This is a genomic window from Paenibacillus sp. FSL R5-0623, from assembly GCF_037974265.1.
GTDB lineage: Bacteria > Bacillota > Bacilli > Paenibacillales > Paenibacillaceae > Paenibacillus.
Map to the genome: position 1 here is coordinate 2,595,752 of NZ_CP150233.1, position 14,762 is coordinate 2,610,513.

Annotated in this window: 18 protein-coding genes; all 18 read left to right on the forward strand. The window is 40.6% G+C overall.

What is annotated here, in order from left to right; all coding sequences use genetic code 11:
• Window positions 1–14: 14 nt before the first annotated feature.
• The 18 genes from MKY92_RS12010 (at window position 15) to MKY92_RS12095 (ending at window position 14,722) form a co-directional block, all read left to right on the forward strand.
• Window positions 15–512, forward strand: a complete 498-nt coding sequence (locus MKY92_RS12010) for a GNAT family N-acetyltransferase (RefSeq protein ID WP_315936194.1) — start codon at window positions 15–17, stop codon at window positions 510–512.
• A gap of 2 nt (window positions 513–514) precedes the next feature.
• Window positions 515–1,057 carry a GNAT family protein gene (locus tag MKY92_RS12015; protein ID WP_339301771.1) on the forward strand — a complete coding sequence of 181 codons (543 nt, stop codon included), beginning with the start codon at window positions 515–517 and terminating at the stop codon, window positions 1,055–1,057.
• 504 nt (window positions 1,058–1,561) lie between these two features.
• Window positions 1,562–2,077: a GNAT family N-acetyltransferase gene (locus MKY92_RS12020; protein WP_339300834.1), complete on the forward strand. Its 516-nt coding sequence runs from the start codon at window positions 1,562–1,564 to the stop codon at window positions 2,075–2,077.
• 91 nt (window positions 2,078–2,168) lie between these two features.
• Complete coding sequence (locus tag MKY92_RS12025) at window positions 2,169–2,645, forward strand: GNAT family N-acetyltransferase (RefSeq protein ID WP_145147046.1); 477 nt, start codon at window positions 2,169–2,171, stop codon at window positions 2,643–2,645.
• 82 nt (window positions 2,646–2,727) lie between these two features.
• The gene (locus tag MKY92_RS12030) at window positions 2,728–3,561 is read left to right on the forward strand and encodes a serine hydrolase (protein WP_339300835.1); all 834 of its coding nucleotides are present in this window, start codon (window positions 2,728–2,730) and stop codon (window positions 3,559–3,561) included.
• Window positions 3,562–3,581: 20 nt separating this feature from the next.
• Entirely contained in the window at window positions 3,582–4,049 is a 468-nt protein-coding gene (locus MKY92_RS12035; protein WP_339300836.1) for an NUDIX domain-containing protein, read from the forward strand.
• A gap of 354 nt (window positions 4,050–4,403) precedes the next feature.
• A complete protein-coding gene (locus tag MKY92_RS12040) occupies window positions 4,404–4,943 on the forward strand; it encodes a GNAT family N-acetyltransferase (protein ID WP_339300837.1) in 540 nt (179 codons plus the stop codon).
• An 80-nt stretch (window positions 4,944–5,023) separates the two neighbouring features.
• Complete coding sequence (locus tag MKY92_RS12045; protein WP_339300838.1) at window positions 5,024–5,575, forward strand: hypothetical protein; 552 nt, start codon at window positions 5,024–5,026, stop codon at window positions 5,573–5,575.
• Between the two features lie 50 nt (window positions 5,576–5,625).
• Window positions 5,626–6,654 carry an alpha/beta hydrolase gene (locus tag MKY92_RS12050; RefSeq protein WP_339300839.1) on the forward strand — a complete coding sequence of 343 codons (1,029 nt, stop codon included), beginning with the start codon at window positions 5,626–5,628 and terminating at the stop codon, window positions 6,652–6,654.
• A 26-nt stretch (window positions 6,655–6,680) separates the two neighbouring features.
• A complete protein-coding gene (locus MKY92_RS12055; RefSeq protein ID WP_339300840.1) occupies window positions 6,681–7,097 on the forward strand; it encodes a hypothetical protein in 417 nt (138 codons plus the stop codon).
• A gap of 208 nt (window positions 7,098–7,305) precedes the next feature.
• Window positions 7,306–8,493: a glycoside hydrolase family 5 protein gene (locus tag MKY92_RS12060; protein ID WP_339300841.1), complete on the forward strand. Its 1,188-nt coding sequence runs from the start codon at window positions 7,306–7,308 to the stop codon at window positions 8,491–8,493.
• A gap of 204 nt (window positions 8,494–8,697) precedes the next feature.
• Complete coding sequence (locus MKY92_RS12065) at window positions 8,698–9,237, forward strand: GNAT family protein (RefSeq protein ID WP_339300842.1); 540 nt, start codon at window positions 8,698–8,700, stop codon at window positions 9,235–9,237.
• Window positions 9,238–9,401: 164 nt separating this feature from the next.
• On the forward strand, window positions 9,402–9,677 hold the full coding sequence (locus MKY92_RS12070; protein WP_339300843.1) for a hypothetical protein: 276 nt from the start codon (window positions 9,402–9,404) through the stop codon (window positions 9,675–9,677).
• An 11-nt stretch (window positions 9,678–9,688) separates the two neighbouring features.
• Window positions 9,689–10,489 carry a phosphotransferase gene (locus MKY92_RS12075; protein ID WP_339300844.1) on the forward strand — a complete coding sequence of 267 codons (801 nt, stop codon included), beginning with the start codon at window positions 9,689–9,691 and terminating at the stop codon, window positions 10,487–10,489.
• A 237-nt stretch (window positions 10,490–10,726) separates the two neighbouring features.
• A complete protein-coding gene (locus MKY92_RS12080) occupies window positions 10,727–11,608 on the forward strand; it encodes an AraC family transcriptional regulator (RefSeq protein WP_339300845.1) in 882 nt (293 codons plus the stop codon).
• A 22-nt stretch (window positions 11,609–11,630) separates the two neighbouring features.
• Window positions 11,631–12,902, forward strand: coding sequence for a sugar ABC transporter substrate-binding protein (locus tag MKY92_RS12085; protein ID WP_339300847.1), 1,272 nt, complete (start codon window positions 11,631–11,633; stop codon window positions 12,900–12,902).
• A gap of 90 nt (window positions 12,903–12,992) precedes the next feature.
• Window positions 12,993–13,898 (forward strand): sugar ABC transporter permease, encoded by a 906-nt coding sequence (locus MKY92_RS12090; protein WP_339300849.1) that lies wholly within the window; start codon window positions 12,993–12,995, stop codon window positions 13,896–13,898.
• On the forward strand, window positions 13,898–14,722 hold the full coding sequence (locus tag MKY92_RS12095) for a carbohydrate ABC transporter permease (RefSeq protein WP_339300851.1): 825 nt from the start codon (window positions 13,898–13,900) through the stop codon (window positions 14,720–14,722). Before MKY92_RS12090 ends, MKY92_RS12095 begins: the two co-directional genes overlap by 1 nt.
• Window positions 14,723–14,762 lie beyond the last annotated feature (40 nt).

Below are 14,762 nucleotides of genomic sequence, written 5' to 3' on the forward strand. Positions count from 1 at the left end.
GAGTTGAGAGAAAGATGGAGACAGAACGACTTATATTTCGGAAATATACCAAAAATGATTTCGATTTACTTTTTGAGATGACACGTGAGCCAAATATGATGAAATTTATAAGACATGGAGGACCCTGGACCAAGGAAGAAACCATGCAAAGCCTGGAAAAGTACATCAACTGGAATAAAGACGATAAGGGGCTGTTCCTCGCATTCAATAAAGAGGATAACAAGTTAATTGGAACCTCTGGACTGATTCCTCAAATCATTGAAGGCAATGATGAGCTTGAAGTTGGTTACTGGGTTATAGAGCAATACTGGGGAATGGGTTACGGATATGAACAAGCAAAAGCATGGAAAAAATATGGCATGGATCACTTGAAACAGAGACGATTAATATCGTTAATTCAACATGGCAATGTGGGTTCTATGAAAGTCGCGCAAAAGAATGGCATGAAACACGAGAAGGACGTAGACATCATTGGGAAAAATGTGGCAGTGTACTCGATTGAGGTGAAGTGAATATGACTCCATTTCCTGAACTAGAAACCAAAAGATTGCTGTTAAGAGAGATTAAACAGAGAGATTCCCAAGACATATTTCAATATTTTTCGTCAGATGAAGTTACAAGATTCTACGATGTAGAAAGTTTTACGAATACAAAACAAGCAGAAGAACTCATACAAAGATGGACTGAACGATTCGAAAATGGTCAGGTCATCCGCTGGGGAATTGCTTTGAAATCGGACAACAGAATTATTGGAACATGCGGATTTCATGGTTGGATGAAACAACATCATAAAGCTGTGATGGGATATGAGTTAGCACCGGAGTTCTGGCGGCAGGGTTACATGACCGAGGTAACTCAGAAAATCGTTGAATATGGATTCAAGAACCTTGAATTAAACAGAATTGAAGCATTTGTAGAGCCAGAGAACGCGGGATCAAGGAAGTTGCTTGAGAAAATTGGTTTCAGTGAAGAAGGCATATTGAAAGAGAATTTTATTTGGAAAAATCGATTTGTTGATAATGTCATCTATGCATTGTTGAAGAAAGATTATGTATGAGAATTCGAATTATTGGATCTTGCGGGAGTGGGAAATCAACATTAGCCAAAGAGTTGTCGGATCAATACGGTATTCCTTGCTATGAATTAGACAATCTCATCTGGGACAGAAGTGCCGAAAATCTGAGATATCCTGAACATGTTAGGGATGAATCTCTCCAATCTATTGTCAGTTCAGAAGCTTGGATCATAGAAGGAGTACAGTGCAAAGATTGGACAATTAAGTCCATCCAGGAAGCAGATTTGATTTTTGTATTAAATCCAAATGTGTTCATTAGAGATTATCGGATTATAAAGAGGTTTGTATTGTCCAGAATGGGCTTGCAACCGTGGAATTACAAGCAGTCATTCAAGAACTTATGCAAGATGATCGTGAAATGGAACCATCAATATAATGTAGAAGAAGTTATATGTACAATTAACAAAAACCGTAAGACTGCAACAATCACGAAGAATAAAAAACAAGTTATACAATTGATCGAACATCATTTGGAAGTGGTTGTGAATGAGAGTGAAAAGAACGTTAGAAGTAATCAAGGATTATCGAAGAGGAGATACAGTGAGGAATATTAAAATTCAACCAGTCACACGAGAGAATTGGGAAGAGGCGCTGAAGATCTCTTTGTATGAACATCAAGCGTCATTAGTTCCATCCGTTATTGAGGGAATCGCTTATGCCTATATAAAACCGTGGGATGAAGCATTTGATCCTTACGTACTTGAGATTGATGGGAAGGTATTTGGTTTCTTTTATCTGAGTTATACTCCAGATAGTACAGATAATTACTGGATTGGTGGTTTTCAAATCGATAAAACTTATCAATGTAAAGGAATGGGTAAGCGCGCTTTAAGAGCCATTCTAGATTACATTACAAAACAGCATCCGTTGTGCAAGGTTATTTCATTAACGGTTGAACGTGATAACGAAATAGCACAGAACTTGTATAAGAGCATGTTGTTTATCAGTGAGAATAGAACCAATTCAGATGATGAAGTGATCTACAGATTGGAAATAAAATGATAGACTCAACATCTATATGAAGAAGGCTATAGAGCATTTGGTAGGATAGATGAATATCTGGCTGAACAAAACACAACTAGGAAGTGATAAGATGATTAGTTTGAGAAAAATTACGCTGGATAATCGTCGTGCCATATTTAATCTGGAGGTCTCGGATGATCAACGGCAATTCGTGGCCTCCAATCTGTCGAGTGTAGCCTCATGTTATGTTCTTTCGCAAAATGGAGGTCATCCATTTCCTTTTGCTATATATATGGACGATCAACCGGTAGGATTTGTGATGATTACCTATGGCATTACTGGATATGATCTACCCTCTATCGCGGATAGTAGTTATTGCATTCTGAGACTGATGATTGATCATCAATATCAGAACCGCGGATATGGACGACAAGCTATGGTAGAAATTTTGGAGTATATTCGTACATACCCAGCTGGACCTGCACAATATTGCTGGATTTCCTATAGTCCCGAAAATGTCAGTGCGAAAAAATTATATGAAAGCTTTGGTTTCGTAGACAACGGCGAAATCTGTCATGATGAGTTAATAACCGTATTGGAGCTTTAAATCATAGGAGAAGGGAGTCTTTTATATCACTGAATTTAATGATCTTGAAAGAGAGATAAAACGAAATAAAGCGGAGAGCTGCATGATATACCGAGAAAACGCAATTCAATATGAATTTTATCGGAATCGAAAAACGAAAGAAAAACAACATAAAGTGAATTCAATTACAAAAAGTGTGCTCTCCGCATTGGTGGGAATAGCTATAGAACAGGGCTACATTGAGAATGAGGATATTCCAATTGTGAATTATTTTAACGATCTGGATGACAGCAAAAAGGGGATTACGATTAAGCATCTGTTAACGATGTCTTCGGGCTTGCACTTTCCAGGGAATGAAGCGATGATTCCATCTAGGAATTGGACAAAATTTGTTCTTGAACAACCTGTTGAATTCGAACCTGGAATCCAAATGAAATATAGTTGCGGGAGTTCGCATATACTTAGCGCCATATTGCAAAAAGCTACTCATATGAACACTTCGGAATTTGCAAAGAAGAACTTATTTGCACCTCTAGGTATTAACGATCTCCATTGGTATCAGGATACACAAGGGATTGCCATAGGTGGTTTTGGTTTGCGAATGAAGATCGAAGACATGTTGAAGTTTGGGGTGTTATACGCTCAGAATGGGGAGTGGAATTCGAAACAACTCATCTCTGCTGACTGGATTGCTAGAAGTGTAAGTCCTTCTCTCACTTCCGAAACCTTATATAGCTACCACTGGCGCATAATGAAAAGCATCAAGGAAGAAGACGCTGAAAATAAAACGTTTTATGCTATGGGTATGGGCGGTGGAAGAGGGCAATATATCTTTGTTAACCAAAAGCGAGGATTGGTTGCGGTATTCACAACGATTATATCCGATGATAGCTTGTTACCACTTCAATGGTTTAACAATTATATATTGAAAGAATAGTTGTTTATGGGAGAGATAACATGAGCCACTGGTTTGATCTAGATGAACTTGATCCGGAGTTAATCAAATTTGCAGTTATGATCGCTAAATACAATAATAAATTCATCATTATAAAAAATAGGAAAAGAGGAGGTTGGGAGATCCCAGGAGGCAACAAAGAAATAGGGGAAACCATTTTACACACGGCAAGTCGAGAACTCTATGAAGAGACAGGGGCAGTACAATTCGAATTAATACCTTATGGTGTATATGAATGGAATGGGAGCTTTGGTATGGTTTCTTATGCTGAGGTTAAATTGCTGGAGAGCTTACCGGAGTCTGAAATCGATGAAATAAAGCTTGTGGATGTATTACCTGAAGGTATGAACTTCGGAGATATGTTTTATCGTTTCTCAGACAGATGGGATGGACTTGAGAACCATAAGCTTAAGAAATACACTATCGAAATAAATCATTTGAATGAGTTACCTGAAATTAAAATAAGCTAGTTTTAGTTGGAGGAACTCTGTTTTGAAACTAAAGGAGATGAAAAGAACTAGTGAATAAGAATAAGGGACTCATCATGTCACTATTACTTTTATTGCTTTTAATTTTGTTATGGAATTCCTTTCGAACTTCAATTTTTGAAGCAGTTACTGTTCAAAAGATTAGTGAAAATGAAATGACTGTAATTAATTTTAATAATCGCGAAAGAACAATAGCCGTTCCAATGGATATGTCAAAACTAATTGAAGAGAACAAGGAATACACTATTTTGTACGATAAAAGGGTCTTTGATAAATACAGACTTCGATCTATAAAGCCATAGGATCTTAGAAATAACATGGGAAGGAGAGATGGCAATGACCATGATAACGTATAGAACGTTGACCCTTGATGATGTGAATCAGCTGCAGGAAATAGATCGCTCGGAACATATTGATCTCATCTATGAAATGAGAGGGAACCGATTGGTTGAGCTTGAACAAAATCATGAATGCTCAAACTGGGATGAGATGCTTTTGAAAGAGATTCAAAATCGATATGTGTACGAATTAGAACAAGGTGGCATGGCATATGGCGCGTTTGCTGACGATCAATTAATCGGATTTGGTGTGCTGGCACATCAATATAGAGGAAAAGAACGAAATCAATTACAAGTTGACTTGATGTATGTCTCACGCGGGTACAGAAGACAAGGCGTTGGAAAATGTATTCTAAACGAGTTAGGTGAAAAGGCTAAGAAACGTGGCGCACAGTATCTGTATATCTCCTCCACAGAGACGAGATCAGCGGTATCCTTTTATAAAAGTCAGGGCAGTCAGATTGCAAGCGAGATTGATCAAGAACTTTATGACAAAGAGCCGAACGATATACATATGATTAAGGAGCTGGGCACATGACAACGGTTGGGATACTTGGCACCATTCATAATCCTGAACTCAGGGAGCGATATCATTGTTCCCTTTCTCTTTACAAGAATGTGATAACTGAGTTTAAACCAGATCTCATTTGTGGTGAAGTTCATCCGCAGAGTTGGTTGAGGTATCTGAAGGACAAACATGATAGAGGATACTGGGGAGAACCAGCCAGTGAGTATTGGGAATTGGTCTTCCCTTTATGCGAGGAGCATAACATCCCTTTTGTCCCTATTGACTGGTTTGAATTGGATGTGTGGAATGCTTTTGATCCATTCAACGGTTATTCGGACGTGGAACGCAAAGAACTTGAACAACGGGATGATCATTGGTTTGCAGAGCAAATGGAGACGTATCGGTTTGGAGAGATTCCTTTTAATTCAAAGGAGTTCGATCGCGTAACCAGACAAAAATATGAATGGTTGCATCAGGTAAACGCGAAGGCACAGAACTTTCGCTGGGTGGTCCGTAATCAGATTATGGTTCAAAGAGTCAAAAATACAATTGAAGCTCATCCAGAAAAACGAATTCTTTTTATCGTTGGAGCCGATCACAATTACATCTTCCAAGAAGAGCTGATGATAGAACCCGTTGAATTGTTGTATCCTTTACGATAAAAGAACCGTTGGTAGAATTACAAATGAAACTTATATTTAAGGAGCATTACATGCGCAAAAAAATACGTGAAACACTCAAGTACAGCATATTCAGTATTATTTTAATGGTTATAGTAGCTCTGATATTTCCCACATGGACACCCAAAATTAAAGGTGAAAACAGCATCAGCATGTTAGAGCAGGTCGAAATTAACGGTACAGGACATGAAGTCATGATCAGGGGTGTTGATCGGACTAACCCTATCCTGATTTTTGTGCATGGCGGGCCGGGATGCTCGGAGATTCCATACGTAAGGAAGTATCAGAAAGAGCTTGAGCAACACTTCACGGTGGTGCATTACGATCAACGTGGGAGTGGGAAGTCCTATCACTTTTTTGAGGATTACTCGAATCTGACAACAGATGTATTAGTAGATGATTTGTTAGCGTTAAGGGATTACGTATCTAAGGAGTTAGGTCAAGAGACGGTTATATTAATTGGTCATTCATTTGGTACATACATCGGGATGAAAGCTGCGGCTAAAGCACCTACTCAGTTTCACGCTTATATAGGCATTGGACAGATGGCTAATACACTTCAGAGCGAACTGGAAAGTTTGGAGTACACGTACGAGCAAGCGAAACAAGCCGGTAATGAAGATGATGTTAAAAAACTGGAGCTAATCCGCAGCTCGATCGAGCAAGGAAAGGAACTTACACCTAGAATTTTGTTGCAAAAGTACGGTGGTGCAGCCAGGCTCATCCATGAGAATAGAGATTATATTTCAGGATTCCTTTTAAATCCCGAATACAATGGACTGGATATGATTCGCTTTTATTCAGGGATGTTCAGTTCACAAGACATCTTACTGAGGGAAGCATTTGATCATAATTTACCTGATATTGTTGATCATCTGGAGATTCCTACCTATTTTGTAACGGGTAAATATGATTATATGACTACTGCGAATGCAGCACGTGATTATTTTGATGTATTGGATGCACCAATCAAAGACTTCATTGTATTCAACGAGTCGGCGCATTACCCACAGTTTGAGGAAAAAGAGAAATTCGTAAAGTGGTTAAAAGAGCTATTTTAATATGCATTGAAAGGAGCAAGATCATATTGTTAAGTGAATTCATTGAGATTAAAGAAGAGAGTGATGAGAGTTACCGTTGTTACACTTTGCAAAATACTGTGCAAATCTTTAAACATTGCATACAGGATGAGGATTTAAATGACGTCCGAATATATGTGTCCACTAATACACCGTTAGATTCAATTGTTCATAAAATAGAAGACTACATCAAGTGGTTTTCAACTTGTGAGACTGTCTTTCGAGAATATTATGAAAATGAACTTCATGAAAAGGTACATCAGAATTGGTTTAATGAGATTGAAGTCTATCGTGTGGATATCACATTTAACAGTATAGCCGACTACGGCGCAACAATATCTTGCGGAGATCATATTTTGCGCGATCACATCATGATTATTGATTTTGATAGAGAACAAATTCAAGCAATCCACTTAAATGGATAGATGGATTATTTTGTAGTAAATAGTCACAAAAAACAATAAAGATATCGCTTTATTTTCCATAAATGTGTTATTATGTTGGTGGTAGACGACAAATTTCATTTGTTTGATCGATAGAGAGAGGAGGCACGTATTCTCGAATCATTCAATCTGTATGGATAGATTAACTGCACTGCTTGTTAAAAATAATAGAATAAGCGGAGGTATGGTTATGTTCAAAAAATGGAAGAAATTTGGCATCAGCAGCTTGGCACTGGTATTAGTGGCTGCGGTAGCCTTTACCGGATGGAGCGCTAAAGCATCAGCAGCGGACGCTTCGCAAATAGTGTCTGAGATGGGTGCAGGATGGAATCTGGGTAATCAGCTGGAAGCAGCGGTGAACGGTACACCGAATGAGACAGCTTGGGGTAATCCTACAGTAACTCCAGAGTTAATCAAAAAGGTAAAAGCAGCAGGCTTCAAATCCATTCGTATTCCCGTCTCCTATTTGAACAATATTGGAAGCGCTCCCAACTATACAATCAATGCGGCATGGCTGAATCGAATTCAGCAAGTCGTGGACTATGCGTACAATGAAGGTCTGTATGTGATCATCAATATTCATGGCGATGGGTACAATTCCGTTCAAGGTGGATGGCTGCTTGTGAATGGTGGCAATCAGGCTGCTATTAAGGAAAAATATAAGAAGGTGTGGCAGCAGATTGCCACCAAGTTTAGCAACTACAATGACCGTCTTATTTTCGAATCCATGAACGAAGTTTTTGATGGTAATTATGGCAATCCAAACTCGGCCTATTACGCCAATCTGAACGCATACAACCAAATCTTCGTGGATACGGTTCGTCAGACTGGAGGTAACAACAATGCCAGATGGTTGCTGATTCCAGGCTGGAATACCAATATTGACTTTACCGTTGGTAATTATGGATTCGTGCTCCCGACGGATAATTTCCGATCCTCAGCAATTCCTAGTTCGCAGAAGAGAATCATGATCTCGGCACACTATTACTCTCCGTGGGATTTTGCAGGTGAGGAAAACGGTAATATCACGCAGTGGGGTGCAACAGCAACGAATCCTGCCAAAAAGTCTACTTGGGGACAAGAGGATTATCTGGAATCGCAGTTCAAGTCCATGTACGATAAATTTGTGACTCAAGGCTATCCTGTAGTGATTGGTGAATTCGGTTCGATTGATAAAACGTCTTACGATTCAACCAACAATGTATATCGCGCTGCTTATGCCAAAGCGGTTACCGCAAAAGCCAAGAAATACAAAATGGTTCCTGTTTATTGGGATAACGGGCATAACGGTCAACATGGATTCGCATTGTTTAATCGTTCAAACAATACCGTGACTCAGCAAAATATCATTAATGCGATCATGCAAGGCATGCAATAATTTACTGTCTATCAGCATCCGTGCAAACGGTGTGTTCCTGTAAAAGGGACATGCCGTTTTTTTGTGCTACCGGAGGTGAAGATGAACAACATTTACCAATGCATTTTACATAAGCCACATACAGAATTCATTAAATCCCACAATAGCTTTTATATACTTAATTTGCTTGATATAGCGAACTAAAAGGACTAGGTGGTAGACAGAATGTTAAAAAAACGTGATTTGCAGGAATGCCATTCACTGTACAGCTTAATGATGGACCCCGCAGTTTTTCCCTACGTTCGTTATGCATGCCAATCGTATGAGGAATATCTATTCCTTACTAAACAATTGATGGCTGAAGAAGAGCAAAAGACAGTGATTTCCCGAACGATTTTGAATGAAACAGGGCAGCCTATTGGAACCATTGATCTATATCATATCGAGCATCAAACCGGTTTTTTAGCCACATGGATTGGATCACCGTTTTTTGGAAATGGGTATAGCCAAAGAGCCAAATCAGCCTTCTTTGTTGAATTGTTTCTGGAACATGGGATTGAAACGGTATTTATGAAGATACGCAAGCAGAATATAAGATCCAGAAAAGCGGTAGAAAAACTGTCTTATGTGAAGTTAGCCAATGATGTGTATCCAGATGTATATCAACGGATTAATATGAACGAACAGATGTATGATCTGTATCATGTAGAACGGTCAGCCTTTTTCGAAAATAGTATGAATCTGCACCAAGTAGTAGCTACGTAACTTATACAGAGAGCGTTAACAGCGGCGTCAGTGATGACGCCGCTATTTGATATATGATATAGGAACGGACCGTTAATATAAATGCAGGAATATGGAATAGAGAATCGAAAGACATTAAGTAGATAACCTCATAAAAAGTGGACGGTTAATCAAGGAGGCATGAAATGAATAATATTAACAAGATTTTGGGTGTAGTCCTCATGCTTGGCAGTGTGTTCATTTCGACAATGGAGAGAATTTCAATACGAGTATCTGTCGCTATAGTCGAAGCAGGATATGCTTCAGGAGGGACCAATGTGCCCCAGTTTGCTCAGACGAACGAGCATCCAACAGGTTTACTCGTATACTTCATGTTCTTTGTTGGATTCATACTATTGGTCGCGGGATTCCCAGGGAGTTATAAGAAAAATCGTAATCATAGGCATAACAAGGAAGTTTAGCTTGAGGAGGGATGGAAGTGGCCAAGCAGGAGGAAGTGTTATCGGGAGGTAATGTGAATCAGGTTGTCCGAATAGGTGAGACGGTTCGCAGGCATGCGAAACCAAATCCATATGTGATTGAATTGCTTTTACATCTCGAAAAAGTTGGTTATGATCATGCCCCTCGATTTCTGGGAATAGATGAACAGGGGCGAGAAGTACTTTCTTACCTCGAAGGCATCGTTCCAGGCAATGATTATCCTGATCTAGAAGAGTATATGTGGTCAGACGAATCTTTGATTGAAGTCGCAAAACTGTTGAGAAGTTACCATGATGCGACCGTTGGATTTACAACAACATCAGTATCAACGAACAGATATCCAGGCATAACTAAAGATGAAGTTGTATGTCATAACGATTTTGTGCCGTATAATGTGGTGTACAAGGATGGCCGTCCTCAAGGCATTATTGATTTTGATATGGCGGGTCCGGGTCCGCGAATGTGGGATATCGCCTATGTTTTGTATACCTCCGTTCCACTCGCAGATTTCTCACCAGAGATGGATGGAACAGGTGTAATGCCATACACCAGTCAGGCGCACGGAACTGTTCGAAAAGAACGGATTGCCTTATTCATGGCAACGTACGGGCTGAGTGTTCCAGCAGATTTGAAGGATTGGGTCATATCCCGTATCCGTTTTATGTGTAAAACACTGACTGATCGTGCGGCTGATGGAGATGTCGCTTTTATGAAGATGGTCGAAGAGGGTCATCTGGCCCACTATGAGAAAGAAGTCATTTTTCTTGAAAACCATTGGGATGAATGGGTTTGAAAGGTAATGCTAATGGACCGCGTGATAGCCTACGGGCTGGACAGCGGTTTTTTTGTTTCCATCTTTCGAATCCCTATGAATTCCTTTCTATTCATTTTCAACAATTGTGATCAACAATACAGCAATATAGTTCAGATTAGATCGAAATAACTGTGATACAATTCATTGTAAAGCGCTATCATTGTAAATTATTAAACTATATTGCTTTTTATATTCTGGGAAGGGAGATCTTTACTGATGCTAACCATACACACCCCGACGAATATTGCTTTGCAGGAAAATGAAGTTTATGTGCGATCAGAAGCAGATAATTTTCAGGATGAATGGCCTGTTCATACGCATAATGGGTATGAGATACATTATTTTATTCAAGGAGATGCAACCTTTCTAATCGGTGACCGAATATATAAGCCGCTGCCTGGAGATATGTTTATATTCAGAGGCGGTGTGCCCCACCGAATCAATCCTTCAAGAGAAATCGTGTACAAGCGAAGTTTTGTCAATTTCACGGAATTATTGCTTTTGGACATGCTTGCTGTCAGTCAGTTGGAGAATCTGATGTCCATATTCCGTCATCCCAATGGGTTATTGGTGCATTGGCCTCCAGAGGAGCGTGAGCATATCACAGGTATATTTAAGGGAATCAAGGAGGAGATGGGGGCAGGAAATACAGGATACAAAACAATGGTCAAATTAAGTCTTACCCAATTGCTATTGCGGATTTACCGGAAAACGACCAGTGAGCAATCCGCCAATCCTATCTTATGTTCTTCCCAGAAGCAAACAAGCGTAAGCCGGGTTCTTCATTATTTAAACCAGAACTATACGGAGAATGTTTCATTGGATGAACTGTCCAAAACACTCCATTTGAATAAATACTACATTTGTCATTCTTTCAAAGAGACGACGGGATATACCATAAGCAACTATGTTATACGGAAAAGAGTTGCAGAGGCCAAAAAATTGTTGCTGTCTACGGATGCACCGATTTTGTCCATATCTGAGAGGCTAGGTTTTAACACACCTGTATATTTTAGCAGGGCCTTTAAACAATATGTGGGTGTATCACCACAGTTATTCCGTAAAAGTGAATTGCTCAACGAAGCCAAAATTCATTAGAACCTTCCAAGGAGATGTTGATATGACAAGAAGAACAACGTTTAAGCTCATCACTAGCATGGTATTGGTCATGTTACTCATCGTATTGACTGCTTGCGGAAATTCAGGTACCAATGCTAATCCAAAACAAACAACCCTGGATTTCCTGTGGTTCTCTGACGGAAAAGAAGGAGAAGTCATCAAGGAAATCATTAAAGATTATGAGCAGACCAATACCAAGGTTAAAATCAACCTGATTGAAGTTGGTTTCAAGGATATCCAAACCAAATTAAAAACAATGTTATCCGGTGGAAAGGCACCTGCCCTGAGCCGGGTCACGGATACCGGATCATTTGCTAATCAGGCGGTTGATCTGACACCTTACGTGGACAATGCGGACCAATTCGAGGATCAATTTATTGACTCACTTAAACCTTATTATGTTATTAATGACAAGCTGGTAGCGGCGCCTATGGATGTTACAGCGAATGGGCTTATTTATAACAAAACCTTATTTGATAAAGCTGGCGTCAAAGTACCGACCTCTCCTGACCAGGTATGGACGTGGGATGAATACACAGCTGCGTTAAAAGAGGTTATGGACAAAGGCGGAGCACGTTATGGCATGGTATGGGATGTCACACCGCATAGATGGTCCACTCTTTTGTATCAGAATGGCGGAAGCATCTTAACAGAGGATGGCACTGCAGCAGCGATTAACAATGAAGCCGGAATCCGTAGCATGGAGCAGTTCAAGCAGCTTCATCAAGAAGGGATCATGCCCGAATCCGTATGGCTCGGAGGGGAAAATCCGAACAACCTGTTCCGTTCCGGGACGGTGGCTACCCACTGGGCTGGCAACTGGATGATCAGCAATTACAAGGATATCACTGATTTTGAATGGGGAGTCACCTATATGCCAAAAGGAACACAACGTTCTTCAGTGCCAGGCGGGAAGTTTCTGATGGCATTCAAAGGCAGCGGATATGAGCAGGAGGCGGCAGAATTTATTGAATACTTAACGTCCAAAGAAGTGAATTCAAAATATAACCAAGAATCATTGTTTATGAGTCCGCGGAAGGACAGCTCTGTATTGAATTATGAATTCGGCAAGGAGATGTTTGAAATTTTCGCAGATGAACTGAAGAACAGTTCGCCTCTTGCAGCTAATGACTGGTCCAGACAGACCATTATATCCAAAATTTCAACGGACCTGAAAAATAATATTGTTGAGGTTTTATCCGATAAGGCAACTCCGCAGGAGGCATTGGATCGAACAGCCAAGCTGATTAACGAGGCTATTGGCAGTCAATAAACGTAAAGCCATGTGGTTAATTCGTATACGGGGGCTTAGCGATTCCTGTAAGCCTCCCTTTGGAATAACGCATAAGGAAGGGGCAAGCAGATGAGTGAAGGACAACGATTAAACAGGAATACGCTGGCAAAACAGAACAGGAAGCTCGTTATTGCTCCTTATCTGTTTATATTACCCAACCTCCTGATCTTTGGAACTTTTATCGTATTTCCCTCTTTATTGGGCCTCTATTATTCCTTCCATGTCTATGATGGATTGAACCCGATGAAGTTCAACGGGCTGGATAATTATATCAAAATTATAGGAGATCGGGAATTTTGGTCGACCATCGGACGAACGGGGATTTATGCAGCAATTGTTGTCCCGCTAATATATGCAGCAGCGTTAGGCATTGCTTTGCTGCTTGCACGCGAGATTAGAATGCGCGGGTTCTTCAGGGCCGTATTTTACTGGCCGACCATGATTTCTTACATTATCGTTGGATTGACCTGGAAGTGGATTTTCGGAGATTCATTTGGCATTTTGAATCATCTGTTAACCGTGGTTGGTGTGGAACCTGTAGGTTTTTTAACCTCTTCCTTTTGGGCAAATACGGCTGTAATCATCGCGACAGTATGGTCACGTGCAGGCTTTTTCATGGTCATTTTTATCGCCGGTTTGCAGGCTATACCTACGGATTATTATGAGGCTGCCCGATTGGACGGAGCAACGGGAATGAAGGTGTTCCGCTATATCACGCTCCCGCTTTTGAAGCCGACAAGCTTGCTTGTTGTTATGCTGACTCTGATTGACGCGTTCAAAGCATTCCCACTTATGTTTGCGCTTACAGGTGGTGGTCCGGGCAAAGATACTACCTATATTGTTCAATATATTTATGAGATTGGCTTTAACAGACAGGAGCTCGGTCTGGCCAGTGCCATGTCGGTGATACTGTTTATCCTTATTGGTGGATTCTCGGCTCTGCAATTCCGTCTATCAAAAGGAGGGGCTACGTAATGGTAATGAAGCCTATGGTCAAAATCTTCATCTACAGTCTGTTAAGTGTTGCCGCAGTGGTGTGGCTCCTGCCTGTCCTGTGGGTCGTGATTTCTTCTCTGAAAACGAATAGCGATCTATATAGCTTCCCTCCCAAGTTGTGGCCGCAATCCGTCACCTTTGAGCATTTCAAGGCGGCATTCAGCAAAGGTGATTTTGGCTTATATTTTATGAATAGTACGATCGTAACGGTGTCCTCAACGCTACTGCTGTTATTGATTAATTCCATGGCCGGCTTTGCACTCGCGAAGTACCGCTTCCGCGGAAGCTCGATCATATTAATTGCTTTTATCTCAACACTTATGATTCCGATTGAGGTAATCATGATTCCTATATTCAAGGTGCTGAGCGCACTGGGGATGTATAATAGCCTGCTCGCGATTATTATCCCGCCAGCAGCAACCCCGACAGGTGTGTTCCTTATGCGCCAGTATTTGTTGAGCGTACCGGACGAGCTGTTGGAAGCTGCCCGGATGGATGGAGCGGGCGAATGGAAAATTTACTGGAGCATTATTCTTCCGATAGCGAAGCCGATTCTTGCAGTGCTCGCAATCTTCTCCTTCATGTGGAGATGGGATGATTTTGTATGGCCGTTAATTGCGATTAGTGACCCATCGAAATATACGATCCAGCTTGCGCTTTCTAATTTTATTGGTGAATACAACGTGGATTGGGGAAGTTTGCTTGCGATGTCCGTCATCACGATGCTTCCGGTACTGATTGTTTTTATGGTTTTCCAGCGGTATTTTGTCAGCGGTATGATTACTTCAGGAATGAAAGGATGAGTTGAATGTCAGATACCACCCGGAGTGGGATGGATACCTT